Origin of the sequence: Streptomyces sp. NBC_00669 (assembly GCF_036226785.1) — a bacterium.
Classification (GTDB): domain Bacteria; phylum Actinomycetota; class Actinomycetes; order Streptomycetales; family Streptomycetaceae; genus Actinacidiphila.
The window spans coordinates 4,999,318-5,017,776 of record NZ_CP109018.1 but is presented as its reverse complement, the minus strand read 5'-3'; the positions used below and the strand labels follow the sequence as shown (position 1 = coordinate 5,017,776).

General features: G+C 72.7%; 10 protein-coding genes and 1 pseudogene. 3 read left to right on the top strand and 8 right to left on the bottom strand.

Features of this window, described 5'->3' with window-relative positions:
• Window positions 1-153 precede the first annotated feature (153 nt).
• Entirely contained in the window at window positions 154-705 is a 552-nt protein-coding gene (locus tag OG896_RS20990) for a YciI family protein (RefSeq protein ID WP_329367589.1), read from the top strand.
• Window positions 706-950: 245 nt separating this feature from the next.
• Entirely contained in the window at window positions 951-2,057 is a 1,107-nt protein-coding gene (locus OG896_RS20985) for a DUF4232 domain-containing protein (RefSeq protein ID WP_329367587.1), read from the top strand.
• Between the two features lie 54 nt (window positions 2,058-2,111).
• Here OG896_RS20985 and OG896_RS20980 read toward each other — a convergent pair whose 3' ends face one another.
• A complete protein-coding gene (locus OG896_RS20980; protein WP_443057119.1) occupies window positions 2,112-5,228 on the bottom strand; it encodes an SNF2-related protein in 3,117 nt (1,038 codons plus the stop codon).
• A 383-nt stretch (window positions 5,229-5,611) separates the two neighbouring features.
• Between OG896_RS20980 and OG896_RS20975 the strand changes: the two are divergent.
• A pseudogene (locus OG896_RS20975) lies at window positions 5,612-6,622 on the top strand (ADP-ribosylglycohydrolase family protein).
• A gap of 33 nt (window positions 6,623-6,655) precedes the next feature.
• Here the strand turns inward: OG896_RS20975 and htpG are convergent.
• From htpG to OG896_RS20940, 7 genes are all read right to left on the bottom strand, one after another.
• The gene (gene htpG / locus OG896_RS20970; RefSeq protein WP_329367584.1) at window positions 6,656-8,623 is read right to left on the bottom strand and encodes a molecular chaperone HtpG; all 1,968 of its coding nucleotides are present in this window, start codon (window positions 8,621-8,623) and stop codon (window positions 6,656-6,658) included.
• A 144-nt stretch (window positions 8,624-8,767) separates the two neighbouring features.
• On the bottom strand, window positions 8,768-9,223 hold the full coding sequence (locus OG896_RS20965) for a DoxX family protein (RefSeq protein WP_329374176.1): 456 nt from the start codon (window positions 9,221-9,223) through the stop codon (window positions 8,768-8,770).
• 56 nt (window positions 9,224-9,279) lie between these two features.
• Window positions 9,280-11,037: a discoidin domain-containing protein gene (locus tag OG896_RS20960; RefSeq protein ID WP_329367583.1), complete on the bottom strand. Its 1,758-nt coding sequence runs from the start codon at window positions 11,035-11,037 to the stop codon at window positions 9,280-9,282.
• 346 nt (window positions 11,038-11,383) lie between these two features.
• Window positions 11,384-12,499 carry a DUF1996 domain-containing protein gene (locus OG896_RS20955; protein ID WP_402444414.1) on the bottom strand — a complete coding sequence of 372 codons (1,116 nt, stop codon included), beginning with the start codon at window positions 12,497-12,499 and terminating at the stop codon, window positions 11,384-11,386.
• Between the two features lie 644 nt (window positions 12,500-13,143).
• Window positions 13,144-16,584: a hypothetical protein gene (locus OG896_RS20950; protein WP_329367582.1), complete on the bottom strand. Its 3,441-nt coding sequence runs from the start codon at window positions 16,582-16,584 to the stop codon at window positions 13,144-13,146.
• A 208-nt stretch (window positions 16,585-16,792) separates the two neighbouring features.
• Complete coding sequence (locus OG896_RS20945; protein WP_329367580.1) at window positions 16,793-17,563, bottom strand: SAM-dependent methyltransferase; 771 nt, start codon at window positions 17,561-17,563, stop codon at window positions 16,793-16,795.
• Window positions 17,564-17,762: 199 nt separating this feature from the next.
• Complete coding sequence (locus OG896_RS20940) at window positions 17,763-18,365, bottom strand: GNAT family N-acetyltransferase (protein WP_329367578.1); 603 nt, start codon at window positions 18,363-18,365, stop codon at window positions 17,763-17,765.
• Window positions 18,366-18,459 lie beyond the last annotated feature (94 nt).

The window sequence follows — 18,459 nt, the reverse complement described above, 5'->3', positions numbered from 1 at the left end:
AGAAATCCCGCGGGACGAATTGCGGCGCCTACCGGACGACCGGGGCCGGGCGTGGCGACGCTGCGGCACGGCGAAACCGCCCCGGCACGGGCTCGGCGCCGCGGAACGACAATCCGCTCGACCAGGACGGCCGGCGGAAGGGACCCTGGGGGCATGGAGTTCCTCTGCTACCACCGCGATCGGCCCGGTTCCCTCACGCTGCGCGACGAGTTGACCGAAGCGCACTGGTCCTACATGGACCGGTACGCCAAGGAGCTGATCGCGCGCGGCCCGACGCTCGCCGACGACGGTGACACCCCCACCGGCAGCGTGCACATCGTCGACCTGCCCGACGTCGCCGCCGCCCGCGCGTTCGCCTTCGACGAGCCCAACTACCAGGCCGGCGTCTACCGTGATGTGCTCCTGCGCCGATGGCGCAACACGCTCGGGCGCACCATGTGGGACTTCCCCGGCGGCCGCACCGGCGGCAACCGCTACCTGGTGATCGGCCTCGGCGCCGGCGAGGCCGCCGACCTCACCGCGCCGACCGACCGGCACGAACTGGTCGCCTACGGGCCGCTGTTGTCCGACGACGGCGCCGGTTGGCTGGGCACCGCCGCGCTGCTGCGGGCGCCGGACCCGGCGACGGCACGCACCGTCCTCACCGCCGGCCGCTACGCCGACATCGAGGTCCACGACTGGCAGTTCGGCGGCCGCCCCTCGTGAACCGAGCCGACCTCCGGGCGTCGCGCCCAGGCCGCCGCTGACCGACAGCGTCCCGGTCCCCGCTGACCGACAGCGGCCGGTCACCGCCCTGCCCCCTGCCGCCCTGCCCTACACTTCCGGGCGTCGGTCGCGCCCGAGGACGTCCCAGGAACGTCCCAGGAACGTCCAGGGGACTCCTGAGGACGTCCCCGAGGACGGCGACCCGCCGGCCGACGGGGGCACGCGGACCACCCGGGGGGAAAGTCATGCGCAAGGCACGTCAGTTGGGGACGCTCGCGGTGGGGATGGCCGCGCTGGCCGTCGCCGTCACGAGCTGCGGGAACCAGAGCGGGGACGACGGCACCGGAAGCACGGGGACGCCGCCGACGACGGCCCCGCGGGTGTCCGCGGCAGCGACGTTGGAGCCCGACGGCACCGTGCCGTGGGTGGACGAACCGGCGACGGACGCCGATTTCAGGGCGCCCAGCGCAGCCCCCGCACCCGTCACCGGGCCGACCTGCCACGCCTCCCAACTGACCGGCGCCCTCACCCGATGGATACACAAGAGCACCAACGGCGAGGTGAACGACCCGATCATGGACGCCTCGTTGTTCGGCTACGCGGTGCTGACCAACACCTCGCACACCGCGTGCAAGCTGCAAGGCATCCCGAAACTGCGGCTGGCGGTGGGCGGTACCACGGTCCCGCTCCCGCACAGCGGTTCACGATCCCGCCCGGCGGTCGGCCTGCCGCCGGGCGGCAAGGCGAACTTCCGCATCGACTGGGGCGGCCCCTACTGCCCCACGCAGCACGGCACTTACACCCTCGACGCCGATCTGCCCGGTGCGGGCGACGTCGCGGTGCGGCTGATGGACCAGACCGTGCCGGGGTGCGTCCACGACGACCTGCACCCCCAGGTCACCTCGTTCCTTTCGCCGGGACCGCTCTCCGACGGCGACGGAAACACGGACCCGCGCCCCGCCACCTCCACGCTGAGCACGCTCACCGCGCGCGCCACGGACGTGCCGAGGAGCGTACGGCTCGGCCGACCGGTCGACTTCACCGTCACGCTCACCAATCCCACCGGCAAAGCTGTGTCATTGGCCGGGCGCCCGGGCTTCACCCTGGAGGTCCTGTGCACGGGCACGCAGGGGCGCGAGGGACTGAACAACGGCGGCAAGTCGTACCTGCTCAACAACCGTGCCGTGCACAGCGTTCCCGCCCATGGCTCGGTCCGGTTCGCCGTCCGGGCGACCATCCCGCCGGCGTCGTCCTTCCCCGGCCCGAACCTGTACGTCAACTGGCGCATGCTCACAAGGGGGTTGCCGAGCGGCCTGCCCTTCGTGTCGCTCACGCTCCCCACCGGGGCATGAGTCAACTGCCCTTGCACCCCGGACCCGTTCGACGCGCCGGCCTGGCGCGGCGGGTCATGCCCGCCGACCGCGCAGAGCCACCAGTTCGGCCAGCTCGCCGTCGCTCAGCTCGCTGAACGCCGCCTCGCCCGATCCCAGTACGGCGTCGGCGAGTGCACGCTTCTGCCGCAGCAACCCGGCCACCCGCTCCTCCACCGTGCCCTCGGCGACGAGCTTGTGGACCTGCACCGGCTGGGTCTGCCCGATCCGGTAGGCCCGGTCGGTGGCCTGGTCCTCCACCGCCGGGTTCCACCAGCGGTCGTAGTGGACGACGTGCCCGGCGCGGGTGAGGTTCAGACCCGTGCCGGCGGCCTTCAGGGACAGCAGGAAGACCTTCGTGCCGCCCGACTGGAAGGCGTCCACCATCTGCTCACGCCGTCGGACCGGGGTGCCGCCGTGCAGGAGCAGGCTCGGCACGCCGCGTTGGGCGAGATGGCGCTCGATCAGCCGGGCCATGGCCACGTACTGCGTGAAGACCAGTACCGACCCGTCCTCGGCGAGCACGGTGTCCAGGAGTTCGTCCAGCAGCGCCAACTTCCCCGACCGGCCGGGCAGTTTCGCGCCGTCCGGCTCCTTCAGGTACTGCGCCGGGTGGTTGCACACCTGCTTCAGACCGGTGAGGAGCTTCATCACCAGCCCGCGCCGGGCCATGCCGTCGGCGCCCTCGATCTCGGCCATCAACTCCCGCACCAGGGAGCCGTACAGCGCGACCTGTTCCCTCGTGAGCGACACCGGCTGGTCCGTCTCGGTCTTCGGCGGCAGCTCCGGAGCGATACCGGGATCGGACTTGCGCCGCCGGAGCAGGAACGGTCCTACCAGCGAGGCCAGTTGGGCGGCGGCCTGCGCGTCGTGGTCGCCCTCGACGGCCCGGGCGTAGCGGTCGCGGAACGAGCCGAGGGTGCCCAGCAGTCCGGGCGTGGTCCAGTCGAGCAGCGCCCACAGCTCGGACAGGTTGTTCTCGACCGGGGTGCCGGTCAGCGCGACCCGGCCGCGCGACGGAATGCGGCGCAGCGCGCGGGCGGTGTGCGCGTGCGGGTTCTTGACGTGCTGGGCCTCGTCGGCGACCAGCAGTGACCAGGGCCGCTCGGCGAGGAGTTCGGCGTCGCGGCGCATCGTGCCGTACGTGGTCAGCACGAAAGCGTCGTCATCAAGGCCGACCAGCTCGCGGCCGGGTCCGTGGAAGCGGCGTACGGGCACGGTCGGCGCGAACCGGCGGATCTCCCGCTCCCAGTTGCCCAGCAGGGACGCCGGACAGACCACCAGGGTGGGGCCCGCGGTGGCCTTCCGCTCCTGACGGCGCAGGTGGAGGGCGATCAGCGTCACGGTCTTGCCCAGGCCCATGTCGTCCGCCAGGCACGCACCCAGACCGAGCGAGGTCATCCGGTGCAGCCAGTTCAGGCCGCGCAGTTGATAGCCGCGCAGGGTCGCCGCGAGCGCTTTCGGCGGGCGGTGCGGCTCCCGCGCGGCACGCGCCTCGGGGTCGGCGATCCGCGCGCGCAGCTCTTCCAGCAGGGCACCCGCGGCGACCGGGACCCGTTCCCCGTCCACCTCGACGTGGCCGGTCAGCGCCGCGCCCAGCGCCTCGATCGGCGTCAGCGACGGCCCCCCGGCCCGGGCCGCGGTCCGCAGCCGCCGCACCAACTCCCCGTCCACCAGCACCCATTGGCCGCGCAGCCGGACGACCGGGCGGTGCGCGCGGACCAGCCGATCCACCTCGTCCGCGGTCAGTTCCTCGCCCCCGAGGGCGACCCGCCAGCGGAAGTCCAGCAGCCCGTCGGAGGTCAGGAAGGACGCGGCCGAGGAGGTCGTGCTCCGGGCGCGGTCGCCGGACGGCTCCAGGACGCCCGTCGCCGTCAGCCGTCGGACCAGGTCCCCGGGCCAGTGCACCGCCACGCCTGCTGCCGCGAGACGCTCGGCGGTACGGCCCAGCAGGTCGCGGGCATCGTCGTCGCACAGGTCGAGTCCGGTGGGGGCGGTGGGCCCCGACAGCCCTGCGAGCGGCGGCCATACGCGCGCCGCGCGCCGCAGCGCGAGCCGGGTGTCCGCCCGGGCCCGCGCGCCGAAGAGTTCAGGCGCCTCGGCCGTCCCCGCCCAGAGGTCGGCGGCGTCCGTGAGCACCGAGGGGTCGGCCAGGCTGTGCAGTTGGACGACGGCCCGGAAGGAGCCGGCGCCGGGCCCCTCGTCGTCCTCGACGCGTCCCTGGGCTTCGGCCTCGCCCAACCCGCCTGTATGCACACTCTCTTGGCCGCTCGGACTCTCGCCGGAGAGGCCGCCGGCGACCACCTCCAGCCGCAGCGACACCCGAAGGGCCGCCTCGCGAGCGCGAGCAGCCCCGTCGGCCTCCTCGTCCTCAACCGCCGCCGCCCCGGCGCCCTTCGCCACCTCTCCGGCCGGGGTGCGCCGCTCCGGCGCCGGGCATGCCTTCCGCACAGACGCAGCCGCCGCGAACGGCGACCCGCCCGCCACGTGCCGGGCAGCCGGCGTACGCGTCAGCGCGTCAGCCACGGCGTCCAGGAACGCCCGCAGCGTCGCCTCGGCCGACGGAAGCGCGAGCGGCGAGCCGCCCGACACCGGTACGGCGCGGGCCTCGGGCGGCATGGCGGCGGCGAGGGCACCCAACCGGTCCTCGTCCGCGCCGTCCAGCGGGCCGACCCGCCACACGTCGAAGCCCGCCGGCGACCGCTCCGACCGCGACCGCCCCCGCGCCAGCAGGCTCAGTCCCAGCGTGGCCGCGGCCCCCCAGAACGCCATGCCCGCCGACGCCCGCCCGCCCGCGCCCAGCGCCCGGCAGCGGGTCAGCAGCGGTACGGCGTCGGCCACCGTCACGCTCACGGCACCCGCCCGCACCGCCGGCGCCGGCTCCGCGTTCCCGGGCTCCCCCGCCGGTCGGACCAGCGTGTGCCACTCCGGCTCGACGCCCAGATCCGGCGGCCCACCGCCCGGCGTCCAGAACGCCACGCGCCCGCGCCGGGGCGGATCGGCGGGAAGGAACAGCGCCTCCCCTGCGGCCAGTTCCGGCAGCGCCCTAAACAGCCGCGCACGCTCCACCGCGACCGGCTCGGCCACCTCCTCGGCACCGGCCGGCCCCGCGGGGGCGCCCGCATCCACGCCCACCGCCCAACGCCCTGACACTCGCACCACCCTCGAAGCCCGCCCGTCCCCTCGCCTACCAGATCGCCGCCCGACGCCCCCAGCCACGGCCGGCACACCGCCGTCCCCATCCCCGCACGTCCAGGCTATCCACCAGCACGGACACCCCTGCCGCAGCGGCATCCCGCGAACTCCGTACAGCCCGCGCCCGCAGCAGCCCCGCAGCCCGTACCCGTAACCCCGTACCCGGTACCGGCCGTGCTTCCGGGCCACCCCGAGGCCCGTACGCGCCGCCCGCACTCGCCGCCCGTACGCCCCGCGTGGCCGCCCCGACGCCTCGGACCTCGGCCTCGCACCCCTCACCAGCCCCCCAGCACCTCGCATGCGGTACACCTGAGAGCAGGCACAGTACGGGAGGAGGCCGCGTGAAGCAGGCGGCGACAGGAACGTTGATAGGTCTGGCGCTCGGAGACGCCATGGGCTTTCCCACGGAGTTCAACACGATGGCGCAGATCGAAGCGAAGTGCGGCCCTTGGCGCACGATGCCGCTGCCGCTCTCCTCGGGTCGCGCCTACGTCACCGACGACACGCAGATGACGCTCGCCCTCGGCGAGGGGCTGGTCGAAGCGCTGGCCGAAGGGCCGCTGACGGCAGCCGGGTTGGAGCCGCCGGTTCGGGCGCGCTTCGTCGAGTGGTGCTTCTCGCCGGAGAACAACCGCGCGCCGGGCACGACGTGCCTGCGCGCCTGCGAGGCACTGAGCCGGGGCGGCACCTGGCAGGCCGCCAGCGAGCTCGGCTCCAAGGGGTGCGGGGCGAACATGCGGGTCGCGCCGCTCGGCCTGATCCCGGGGCTGGACCGCCAACAGCGCTCCGGCGCATCCTAGTTGCAGTCCGCGCTCACCCACGGCCATCCGACCGCGCTGGCCGCGAGCGACCTGACCGCGCACGCCGTCCAGCTGCTCGCCGAGGGCACCCGGACCGCCGAACTGCTCTCCGAGCTGCGCGCGTACGCCCATGACAGCCGCGGCCACTACCCCGCCGACTGGCTCGGCGACCTCGCCGACCGCGCGCACGACGCCGACCCCGTGTCCTTCGCGGCCCGCGGCTGGGACGAGTGCCTGGCCGTACTGGACCGCGTCGAGCGTGCGCTGCGCTCCCCCGATCCCGAGACCGACCCGTGCGCGGCCACCGGCGCCGGGTGGATCGCCGAGGAGGCGCTCGCCACCGCGCTGTACTGCTTCCTGCTGTTCCCCGACGACCCGCCCGCGGCGGTCCGGCGGGCCGCGTACTCCTCCGGCGACTCCGACTCGATCGCGGCCCTGGCCGGGGCGTTCGCCGGCGCCCACCACGGCGCCGGCGCCTGGCCGGCACCGTGGGTGGACGCCATCGAATACCGCGAACGCCTGCTGGCCCTGGGCGCCGCCTGGGACGTCTGACCCGACGGTGAGCGGCGCCCTGGGCGGCCGGTTCTACAGGCTGCGCTCGAGGCGCTCGGCCATCAGCTTCACGAAGCGCGCGGGGTCAGCGAGTTCGCCGCCCTCGGCCAGCAGCGCCATGGAGTGGACGAGTTCGGCCGTCTCCTGGAGTGCGGGGTCGTCCTGGCGCTCACCGTGCGCCCGGTTGAGGCCGACGACCAAGGGGTGCTTCGCGTTGAGTTCGAGGATGCGCTTGACGCGGGGCAGCTCCTGGCCCATGGCCCGGTAGATGTTCTCCAGGGCCGGTGTCACGTCGTTGGTGTCGGAGACGATGCAGGCGGGCGAGACGGTGAGGCGGGAGGAGAGCCGTACTTCCTTGACCTCGTCGGCCAGTCGGGCCGTCATCCAGGTGAGCAGGCCGGCGAACTCCTCCTGCTGCTTCTCGCGTTCGGTGCCGGCCTCCGCCTTCTCCTCGTCGGTGCCGAGGTCGACCTCGCCCTTGGCGACCGAGCGGAACTGCCGCCCGTCGAACTCGGGCACGGAGTCCACCCACACCTCGTCGACGGGGTCGGTGAGCAGCAGCACCTCGATCCCCTTGGCCTGGAAGGCTTCCATGTGGGGCGAGTTCTCGACGGCCTGCCGGGACTCGCCGGTCACGTAGAAGATGTGCTCCTGGCCGTCCTTCATGCGCTCCACGTACTGCGCCAGGGTGGTCAGTTGGTCCTTGTCGTGGGTCGTGGCGAAGGAGGACGCGCCGAGGATCGCGTCGCGGTTCTCGACGTCACCGAGCAGCCCCTCCTTCAGCACGCGCCCGAACTCCCGCCAGAAGGTGGCGTACCGCTCCGGTGCGGAGGACATCATGTCCTTCACCGTCGACAGCACCTTCTTGGCCAGGCGACGGTGGATCAACTGGATCTGGCGGTCCTGCTGGAGGATCTCGCGCGACACGTTGAGCGACAGGTCCTGCGCGTCCACGACGCCCTTGACGAACCGCAGATACGGCGGCATCAGCTCTTCGCAGTCGTCCATGATGAACACGCGCTTCACGTAGAGCTGCACACCGCGCTGGTAGCCCTGCATGAAGAGGTCCTGCGGGGCGTGCGCGGGAATGAACAGCAGCGCCTGGTACTCGAAAGTGCCCTCCGCCTGGAGGCGGATGACCTCCAACGGATCGGTCCAGTCGTGGCTGATGTGCTTGTACAGCTCGTGGTACTCGTCGTCGGTGACCTCGTCGCGCGACCGGGCCCACAGCGCCTTCATCGAGTTGAGCACCTCGGGCTCGGCCGCATCCGCGACGTCGCCTTCCGCGCCGGCCTCCGCGCCGCCACTCTCGGCATCCGTCTCAGCCGCGGACGGCACCGGCGGCACCTGCGGCGCGGCCATCCTGATCGGCCAGGTGATGAAGTCCGAGTACCGCTTGACGATTTCGCGGATCTTCCACGTCGAGGTGTAGTCGTGCAGCTGGTCCTCGGAGTCCTCCGGCTTGAGCCGCAGCAGGATCGAGGTGCCCTGCGGAGCGTCGTCGACGCTCTCCACGGTGTACGTGCCCTCGCCGTTCGACGTCCAGCGGGTGCCCTGGCTCTCGCCCGCCCGCCGGGTCAGCAGCGTCACCTCGTCGGCCACCATGAAGCTGGCGTAGAAGCCGACGCCGAACTGGCCGATCAGGCCCTCCGTCGCCGCGGTGTCCTGGGCGTCCTTCAGCTCCCGCAGGAACTTCGCGGTCCCCGAGTTCGCGATGGTGCCGATGAGTTGGACCACCTCGTCGCGCGACATCCCGATGCCGTTGTCCCGCACGGTCAGCGTGCGGGCCTCCGGGTCGGCTTCGAGGGCGATGTGCAGGTCGGAGACGTCCACGCCGAGGGAGTCGTCGCGGAGGGCTTCGAGCCGCAGCTTGTCGAGCGCGTCGGAGGCGTTGGAGACGAGTTCCCGCAGGAACACGTCCTTGTTGGAGTAGATCGAGTGGATCATCAACTGGAGAAGCTGGCGCGCTTCCACCTGGAACTCGAACGTCTCTGTCGGCATTGTCCGTTGGTCCTTCGCAGATCACCGGGTGACGGGTACTGACCGAAGCACTCTAGATCAGCCGCTCCGCCCGCAGCCCGCGGTCCGGCCAACAGCCCCGCAGGCCGGGTGCCTGCGGGGCCGTCGGTCGGGCCGGACCACCGGTCAGGCGCGGGCGCCGATCTGGGCCCGCCGCTTGGTGGTTGCCGGTGCGCCTCCGGGGAGGGCGGGGGCGAGGTAGTGGTCGAGGGACAGGGGGCCGGGGCCGGCGAACACGATGAGCAGAAGGGTCCAGCAGAACAGGACCGCCGGTTCGCCGCCGTTCTGGATCGGCAGCAGTGCGTGGTGCTGGTGGATGTCGAAGTAGGCGAAGGCCATGGAGCCGGAGCCGACCAGGGCCGCCACGCGGGTCGCCAGGCCGGTCAGGACCAGTGCCCCACCGACGAGTTGGATGACAGCCGCGTAGCCGCCCGGCCAGCTGTCCGCGGCGATCCGGTGGTCGCCGAGCGTCCCGAACAGCGATGCGACACCGTGGCAGAGGAAGAGCAGTCCGACCACGGCACGGAACAGACTGAGCGCGTACGGCCGAGCCTCGTCGAGCCGGGCGACCGGCCCCGGCACCGGAGCCGGGGCCGGGGCCGCGCTCGGTTCACGAGCGGCCGCGGACCGGGCCGGGCTCACGTGTAGATCCCGAACTCGTAGAGCGAGTAGCCGTATCCGGTGCCCCGCTGCGTGCCCTGGACCCGGACGTACCGGCCGGTGCCGTTCACGTCGATGTCATCGACGTTGCCGTCCCCGTCGGTGACGGACTTCACCGTCGTCCAGTTGGTGCCGTCCTCCGACGTCTGGATGTCGTACGCCTTGCCGTACGCCGCCTCCCAGTAGAGCTGCACGTGCTTGAACGTGGTGCTCTGGCCGAGGTCGACCTGGAGCCACTGCGGGTCGCTCCAGTCGCTCGACCAGCGGGTGCCGTTGTTGCCGTCCACCGCGTCGCCCGCGGTGCACGGGCAGCCGCCGGTCGGGTCGGTCTGGTACGAGGACGCGGTGGCGGGCTTGTTGAGCGCCACGTTGGTGCCGTCCACCTTCGGGGGCACCACCTTCAGCGACTTGGAGCCGTAGCTCACGTTGCCGTGGTTGTCGGTGGCCTTGACGTACACCTTCCAGACGCCCGGCTTGTCGGGGGCCTTCGTGGTGATGGTGTCGCCGTTGACGGTGGAGTCGGCCGGGGTGAGCGCGCCGTTGTTGTCGACGTAGATGCTGCTGTAGAGCACCTGGTAGCTGATCGGGTCGTTCTCGGGGTCCGTGGTGTGGGTGGTGATGGTCACGTTCCCGCCGGTGGGCACACCGTCGGTGGCGCCGCTGACCGTCATGTCGGAGACCAGCGGGGGCTGGTTGTCGCCCGAGGTGTCACCGCCGTACGCCCGCTTCACGGCGTAGTACGAGGGGCGCTTGAGGCCGTCGGGCACCAGGTTGAACCAGATGCCGCCGAAGTCGTCCTCGTTGCCGTAGTGGAACAGGGTGGCGCCGAGCGCGACGCCCTGGTGGCTGGTGATGCAGTTCCAGGCGCTGGTGTAGCCGTCGGCCTTCTGCTGGTCGGTCGGCTCGTCGGGCACGCCGTTGGCGTCGTTGGGCACCTCCCACGACCCGGCCGGGCCGCCTTCGGTGACGATGTACGGCTTGTCGTAACCGCCCGCCTCCCAGTCGGACTTGACGTTGCAGACGTCCTTGTAGGAGTTGACCGCGTACAGGTCGAGGTCCGGCGCGTCCCGCTTGTAGTACGGCCAGGCGCCGGTCCACGCGTCGGTGGAGGTCACCGGGTGGTTCGGGTCGACGGAGTGGATCTTCTGCGCGATCTGGTTGACGAAGGTGACGTACGCGTCGCGCTGCTGCTCCAACGCGTCGCCGCTGTAGCAGTTCTGGAGCCCGAGCACCGACTCGTTGCCGACGTCCCACATCAGCACGCCCGGGTTGTCCTTGTAGGTCTCCACCCACTTGGGGAACTCGGTGAGCATGTCGTTCTTGTAGGTGTCGTCGGTCAGGTAGTTGACGCAGCCGCCGGCGCCGGGGCCGCCGCCGGGCTGGAGCCAGAACCCGGCGATCACCTTGATGCCGTTGGCCGCCGCGGCGTCGAACAGCGGCGCGCTGGTCGCGTCGGTGCCCCAGGTGCGGACCGTGTTGACGCCCATCTTGGCCAGGTCCGGCATGTCCTGTGCCGCGTCGGTCGCCGCCGGCCCCCAGGTGAGTCCCTTCACTTCGTAAGGGGCGCCATCCACGGTGAGCTGCCAATTACCCTGCGAGCCGGTCACCTTGACCACGCTTCCCGCCGCGTGCGCGGCCGGCGCCTGGATCACGGCGAGTCCCGCGACGGCGAGAGCGGTCGCCGCGAGTGGGGCGACGGCGCGACGCGCCCGTCCCTTCCTGAAAGGTCGCTGCATGTCTTCCTCCTTGGTGCGGATGGGCCCGGTCACGGGTGGCTCACGAGGTAAGTGAGGGCGGATTCGGTGCTGTTGACGGGATGGCCGGTGGTGTTGAGGACGTGGCCGAACGGCCCGACATCGGCGAGCGCCGCACGGCGCGACGGCCGGGAGGAGACGGGCGAGGCCCGAGGAGGTCGAGGAGAAGGAGGAGGAGCGGGCGGGTCGAGGGACGTGGGGGGTTGATGCGAGGAGCGTGTGGGGGTGTGCATGGATCACCTGTGGTGTTGGGGGGACAGGCTGGAACTTGGAGAGCGCTCTCCCGGGGGGTCCGAAGAGACCCGCCCGGGAGAGACCCGCGGACGGGTTACTGGATCAACTCGTAGTTGCTGTCGAGCACGGCACCCTTGTCGGGCTGGCTCTGGTCATAGCCGTGGTCGTCGCACTGGAGGCCGCCGTTGATGCAGTGGGTGACCATGGCGGACAGCGTCGCGTCGTCCCAGTCCGCGAAGAAGTCGTAGTGGAACGAGAAGCCGGCTCCACTGGACAGGTGGACCTGGGACATGTCGCCGTTGACCGGGAAGGCCATCTTGAACTCGATCATCGGCAGCGCGACCGGGTGGTCGGCCGGGCAGACGTTCTCGTTGTCGCCCGTCGCAATCGGATACGCCATGTGGCTCTGGTGGTCCGGCGTGTCCAGGTGGATGCCGTCCCAGCAGCTCGGCGCCTGCAAGCGGATGTTCAGCTGCACGTCAGGGGTGTTGGGGCAGGAGACCGGGATGTCGAAGTTCCCGTAGCTGTCCCCGCACTCCCAACCTTCCACCGTGCCCTTGAGGTTCTTGAACTGGTCCTCAGTCTGCATCGGGTTGCCGACCACGAACCGCAGCCCCTTGGGGAACGGCCGGACGCTGGTGTAGTCGTTCACGCCCGACTTGTAGTAGATCGTCTGCGGGCCGATCGGCAGGATCTTCTGGTCGCCGTTGAACAGGCTCGGCATCCAGTACGCCGACTTGTCGCCGGGCGCGTTGCACGTCGTGCCGCTCGCCGCGTCCAGGGACGCGGTGGTCGAGTCGGCGTTGGTGCTGACGTTGCCCATGAATGTGTGGTCGTGCGACTTGCCCGGCTGCCCGGGGAAGACGATCGGGTCGTCCGGCAGCGTGTGGGACGGCGCGCACTTCGCCTGGAACTCGTGGAAGTACGCGTGCGGCGGGTCGTACGTCGACGGCGTCACGCCGGTGACCGGCGGGTCGGCCATGATGTAGCCGTCGCCGTCGGGGTCGTCACCCGACGTCTTGGTCGACACCGGCATGTTCATCGGCATCGCCTGACTGCCCTGCTTGGCCGAAACCGCGTGCGCGGCACTCGCCGTGCCGTGCGACGACGGTGCGGCGGAAGCGTTTCCGGTGAGTGCCACCGCGCCGCCGACCGCGGTCAGCGCGAGGGCGATGAGCAGCCCTGGAAGTTTTCTCGACCTGTGTGCCACGGAGACCTCCTCGTTCTCGTGGCTCCGGCGAATATCGCGTGGCGGCCGTTCCGCCTCCGGGGGTTCCGCTTCCGGGGCGCACGCGGTTCGGCCGCCAGGCCGCGGAGAGTTCGGAGAGCGCTCTCCCGCGTCACGGCATGTTGCGCTCCTGGTTCAGGAGTGTCAACAGTTCTTGAAGTGGGCGCAGGGCGGCGCACCTCCGTGCAAGGGCGCCGGAACCGGGCTGGCCTGGTGCTTCACAGGTCATGGTGATTCCGTGAAGAATGTGAAGAGAAGGTGAACGACCCGATGCTCGGCGTGGTTCCGGTACTTGGTGGCCGTGGGACGGAAGGGGTTGCCGGGGCGTGGAGTTGCGCTGCCGACGCGGACGGACGAGCCCGGCGACGCCGCCTCCGGGCGGAGAGAGGGCTCGCTTGAACGGCTGACGGCCGGCCGCGAACGGGGTGACGTCCAGCTGTGAACGGGGTATCGCCCGGCCGTGAACGGGCGCACGCCGATGCCGCGTTGGAGAGGCGGCCCGCGCCCGCCCCGCCGAGGGGTCCGCGCCACGGGGACGTGCGCGTACGCCGGCCGCTTCCCGCGGAGGAGGCGCCCGGCGATCCTTCGCGTGGAAGCCGCCGGATCGCATACGACCGCGCCGCGCGCTACTCCACCGCGGTGGTCACCGCCAAGGCGGCGTCCCGTACGTCGGGGTCGGGGTGGCGGCGGAGCGCCCGCAGGCGGGTGCGCCAGTCGTCGGTCCAGCCGGTACGCCCGCCGAGCGCCTCGGTGAGCGCCACGGCGAACTGCCCTGCCACATGCTCGGGTTCGGCGCCGGCGAGCCGGTCCACCGCGGCCAGCAGGGTGAGCGGGTCGCCAGGGCGCCGGGCTGTGGTGAGGCGGGCGCGCAGGACGCCCGCGGTGCGCACGGCCAGCACCGGGCGGCTGGCGTGCAGTGCCGCGAGGTCTTCCAGCGCGCCGATCACAGCGGCCGGCGGCTCGGCGTCGAGGTCGAGCGAGACGGCGGCGAGCCGCACGCCGAACGCCACGAAGTCCGGTTCCGCGCAGAGTATTTCGGCGGCACGCCGGGCCGCGGCGCGGGTGGCCGGGTCGCCGCGGCCCAGCACGTTCGCCGACAGCCGCGTGGTCAGGTGGCCGATCCGCTGCCGGGCCGGCCGGTCCCGTTCGCCCGCCGCGTCCTCTTCCCGTTCCGCGGCGTGCCCGTCGTCGACGATGAGGCGGGTGAAGGCGTCCAGCAGCGCGGGCGCGCCGCCCGGGTCGGAGGCGAGCGCGACGAGCCCGTCGGAGGCGGCGCGCCAGGTCGTTCGGTTGGTGAGGTCGGTCGTCGCCGCGACCAGGATCGGAGCGGCCTCGGGGTACCACGGCGCCCATGTGCCGATCAGGCCGGTCGCGGTGTCGGCGGTCTCCGCGTCGGCGGACTCCCGTATCCGCGCCACCAGCCGCGCGTAGCGGGCGCGTTCGCCGGACAGCAGCTCGAAGGGCTTGGTGCGCAGGACCGCGGCCTGGGTGGCGGGCGGACCGGCGGCGGCGTCTTCGAGCAGTTCCCAGGCGACCGGGGAGCGCAGCAGCCGCGTCGTCGCGAGGGGCACGCAGGCGGCCCGTACGTCCGGGTGCTGCCCGGGCAGGTGGTAGGCCGCGCTGACGACGGCGACGGCGGTGCCGACCGGCAGGCGGTCGGCGGCCAGCCGGACCAGTTCCTTGCGGCTGGTGACCTTGGCCGCGGGTGGGGGTGTTCCGTCGGCCGCGGGCAACAGCGCGGCACGCAGGGCGGTTTCCAGCGCGGACGGGGTGATGAACCGCGCGGCGCGCCCGACGGAGTACAGCGCGACCCGGGCGCGGTCGTCGGCGGCGTGTGCGAGCAGGATCGGGAGCGCTTCGGCGGGCCGGTCGGTCCAGCCGAGGGCTCCGAGTGCGGCCTCGGCGAGGACGGTGTCGGAGGAGTCGAGGTAGCGGCTGACGACCTGCAGCCCGACGTCAGGGAGTGAGGCCACGACGCGGATGTGGTCGGCCCGTTCGTGCGGTGGCAGCGAGGCGTCGGCCGCCGCCTTCGCCAACAGGCTCGCGGCGGCGGCCTGCTGGCGCGGCAGCCACCTGCCCGCGCCGTCGGTGGGCGGCAACCAGCGCGCACCGGCGGTGAGGAAGCGCCCGTATGGCGGCCGTTCGCCCAGGAGCGCGTCGAGCAGGTCGGTGCGGCGGTGGGTGAGGACGCGCAGGATCGGGTGGAGAACGGCGGCCGAGGGTTCGAGTTCCAGCACCCGGACGGCCCGCTCGCTCCTGGTCCTGGGGGCGTCCAGCCACAGGTCGACGGCGGTGCGCACCGCGGCGTCGTTCCCGAACTGCACTGCCTGCCACAGGAGTTCCTGCAGCTCCGGCATGCGGTGGGCCCGGCGGCCGAGCGCCCGCGCCAGCGCGAAGGTCAGCGAGTGGTCGACCTTGTCCGCGCCGGCCGCCAGCCACGGCCGCAGCGCCTCGAAGACCTGGAACTCCTGCCCGCGGCGCAGCACGGAGTCCAGCCGGCCCAGGTCGGCGCCGCCGGTGTCGCCCGCCAGCCGGGTGAGGGTCGTCAACGCGAAGGCGACCAGGGGCTGTTCGCCGCCGGCCGCGTGCTCCCGCAGCAAGGCGAGGGCCAGCCGGGACAGCGCGCCTCGGGTGCCGGCCGAACTGTCGCGGGCCGTCACGGCGTCGGCCGTGATCCGGTCGAGGGCGGCCGCGTCCGCGCCCGAGAACAGCCGCGGCGGGACCTCGGCGAGCGCGACGAGCGCGGGAGTGCGCACCGGTTCCTGCTCGTTGCGCAACCGCCCCAGTTCGCGGACGAGTTCGGCGACGGCCGCGGGGTCGGCCGACCTGGCGGCGTTCCGTACCAGCAGCGGGTACGCCTGCGCGCGGTCCTCGGCCGCGGGGCGGCGGGTGGCGGCCAGCAGCCGAGGACGGGCCTCGGCGACCGGTAGGTGGGTGACGACGGACAGCACGACGGCCCAGGGCGCCCCGCGCCGTTCGAGCTGTTCGGCCATCCGCCGCGCCTCGGACTGGGCGCGGCGGCGCGGAAGTACGTCGAGCAGGGCGTCGGACAGGCCGGTGCGGGTGAGGTCCTGGCCGGCGGTGGCGGCGTCGTAGCAGGCTTCCCGCCGGGACGGCGGCAGCGCGTGCAGCAGCAGGGCGAGGTGGCCGGGGGTGTGGCTCCAGGCCCGGCCGAGGTCGGCCAGTTCGGGCGGGTCGAGCCGGGCGACGCGGGCCAGGGCGGTGCTGGAGAGCAGGTCACGGGCGGGGATGGTGCCGCGCCGGGGTGCGGTGATCAGCCGGAGGGTGCGGCCGGGCGCCGCCCTGGCCAGCCACCCGAGGATGTTCCGTACCGGGAGAGGCAGTTGGGGCGGGCAGTGCGCTTCGAGCAGGTCGAGGACGCGCAGCGGCCGGGCCTCGGCCACCGCCGGGAAGACGTCGGCGTTGCGCGCCCACCACTGCGTGCGGGACTGCCTTGGAAGCTCGGCGAGTTGCCGGCTGACCTCGGCCAGCACCTGGTCGGGGTGGCTGCGTCCGAGCGCCCGCCAGTTCGCCACGGCGGGGAAGAGCTCGGGCAGCAGCCGCTCCACCGTCGCGGGCTCGCAGCCGGGAAGCAGCCGTGCCGCCTCCTCGTCGCCCCACAACTCCCGTACCGACGGCAGCAGACGCTCGGCGAGGGCGGTCCGGCCGCTCGCCACCACCACCGAGGCGAGCTGCCGTCGTGCGACCTGGGGTGCGTCGTGCATCGCCCGTTCCAGAGCCGCGTCGCTCACCGGCAGGCGGCGCGCCGCCTTCACCGCGTGCTTGCGCACCGCCGCGTCCGGGTCGGTGAGACGGGCCGCCAGGAATCCCACGTCCTGCCCGATCACCGCCGCGGCTCCGGCGAGCCGGCGCCCGTAGTGGCCCCGGCTGTCCAACTCGGCCAGCACGGCGCGCAGATCGGACGTCCGGGCCGGGTCCGAGCCTGCTTGCCGCCGTCGTACCCACGCGGCCAGCTCCCGCGTGCGCTCGCCGTACGGCAACGGGTCGAGGGTGGCGAGCAGTTCGTCGACGGCGGCGCGTACCGGCCAGGCGGATGCGTTCGGCATGCCCCCATCCTCCAGCTCCGGTACGGGGTTTCGTACAGGTTTTCGCCCGCGGGTACGGGTGGCGGGGGAGGTGCCTGAACGGGGGCCGGTCCGGGGCCAGTCCGGGGCCAGTCCGGGGCCGGTCCGGGGGCGGCCGGGTGCGGCCGGGTGCGGCTGATCAGGTCCGACCGGGCGGGGCCCAGCGGGCCGGACCTCAGAGGGACAGGACTCAGAGGACCGGGGTGAGGGTGAGGTACGCCATGCCGAGGTGGCCGCGATAGCCGCGCAGCCAGGTGGCGCGGTGGGCGTCGAGACGGGTGCGGGTCTCCTCGGCAAGATGGTGGCCGGGGTGGGCGGCGAGCCAGTCCTCGACGTCGGACTGGTAGCCGGATTCGAAGTCCTCCCACTCGGCGGCGGAGGCGGTCTCGATCCAGGAGGGCCGGAAGCCGGCGGCGACCGCCAGGTCCACCAGGCCCGCGAGGTCGGGGAGTTCGTCGGCGGTGGCGTCCGGCCACATGGCGGCGAGGCGTTCGGGCGGCGGGGGATGCTCCCAGAAACCCTCGCCGAACAGCACGCGACCGTGCGGGGTCACCAGGCCGCGGAGTGCGTCAAGTGCGGCGCGGATGTGGTCAGGTGGGCTCTGGTCGGTGAGCGCGTGCCCGGCGCCGAGGCACACCACGAGGTCGGCCGGGCCCAGCGTCGTGCCGACACCGGACTCCTCGACGAACGCGACACGTCCGGCCAGGCCGCGGCGTTCGGCGTCGGCGCGGCCGCGCGCGGTGTCCTCGGCGTTCAGGTCGATCCCGATGCCGGTCGCGCCGGGCACGGCTTCGAGCAGGCGCAGCATGAACGCGCCCCAGCCGCAGCCGATGTCGAGCACCGTCCCGGGCGGCGCGGTGCCGGCCAGCCGGTCGATGATCCTCGTCGCCCGGGCTTCGGAGAGCGGTCCGTGGAAGGTGAGGCGGGTGAGGCGCGGTGGTGTGCTCTGGTCGTCGTCCATGTGCGGGCACGCTATGCGGCCGGATCGGCCGACCGGAAACGGATTTCGGCGCGGACCGCGAACGGCGGACCGCGAACGGCGGAGCGCAAAAGGCGGATTGCGAACGGCGGAGCGCGAAAGGGTGGAACGAAAGGGTGAGTGGCCGTACGCGGGCTTACCCCGGACCGGCCCGCTTCCGGCCCCGCCCTGATGGGACGGTTCAGCCCCGCTGCGCGGGTCGCGGCTCGCGCCACATCGGGTACATGTGCGGGCCGCCGGGCAGTTCGACCGGGGTGCCGAGGAAGGTGTAGCCGAGGCGCTCGTACAGCCCGCGGCTGCGCAGGCTGCTCGCCTCCAGGTACGCCGGCAGTCCCTCGCGGTCGCAGCGCTCCAGGGTGTTGGCGATGAGTGCGGCGCCGACTCCCTTGCCGCGTACGGACGGTGCGACGGCGATCATCATCAAGTACTCGTGGGCGCGGTCCTTGGGGTGGGTCGCCGAGGTGAGCCGGGCGATCTGCTCGACCCGCTCGTTGTCCGGGTCGACCGACTCCCGGAAGTGCGCCGGGTCGTCGGGGTCGCCGTGGTCGCCCGCCGGCACCGGCGCCCACAGCGCGCAGCCCGTGCCGTCCTCGGTGATGTCCGTGTAGCCCTCGCTGAGCGAGATCTCCAGGAAGGCGCCCATCAGCACGGCGTGGCTGCGGCGCAGGTGTTCCTTGTCGGGGAAGACCCAGTTGCTGACCGGGTCCTGCGCGAAGCCCTCGTCGAGCAGCTTCACCACGGCTTCCCGGTCGCTCTCCCCGGCCCTGCGTATTGCGACGCCCATCGCGCGTTCCGCCTTCCGTACGTCCGTGTCCCGCCGGTCTTCCGCTCCGCCGCCGCAACTCGCTCGGGGTGTACGGCGGTTGCAGCCTAGACCG

Bases quoted from the DNA above. Each gene is read 5' to 3' on its own strand.
- OG896_RS20960 (WP_329367583.1), bottom strand. From the start codon at position 11,037: ATGCAGCGACCTTTCAGGAAGGGACGGGCGCGTCGCGCCGTCGCCCCA.
- OG896_RS20985 (WP_329367587.1), top strand. From the start codon at position 951: ATGCGCAAGGCACGTCAGTTGGGGACGCTCGCGGTGGGGATGGCCGCG.
- OG896_RS20940 (WP_329367578.1), bottom strand. From the start codon at position 18,365: ATGGGCGTCGCAATACGCAGGGCCGGGGAGAGCGACCGGGAAGCCGTG.
- OG896_RS20990 (WP_329367589.1), top strand. From the start codon at position 154: ATGGAGTTCCTCTGCTACCACCGCGATCGGCCCGGTTCCCTCACGCTG.
- htpG (WP_329367584.1), bottom strand. From the start codon at position 8,623: ATGCCGACAGAGACGTTCGAGTTCCAGGTGGAAGCGCGCCAGCTTCTC.
- OG896_RS20950 (WP_329367582.1), bottom strand. From the start codon at position 16,584: ATGCCGAACGCATCCGCCTGGCCGGTACGCGCCGCCGTCGACGAACTG.
- OG896_RS20945 (WP_329367580.1), bottom strand. From the start codon at position 17,563: ATGGACGACGACCAGAGCACACCACCGCGCCTCACCCGCCTCACCTTC.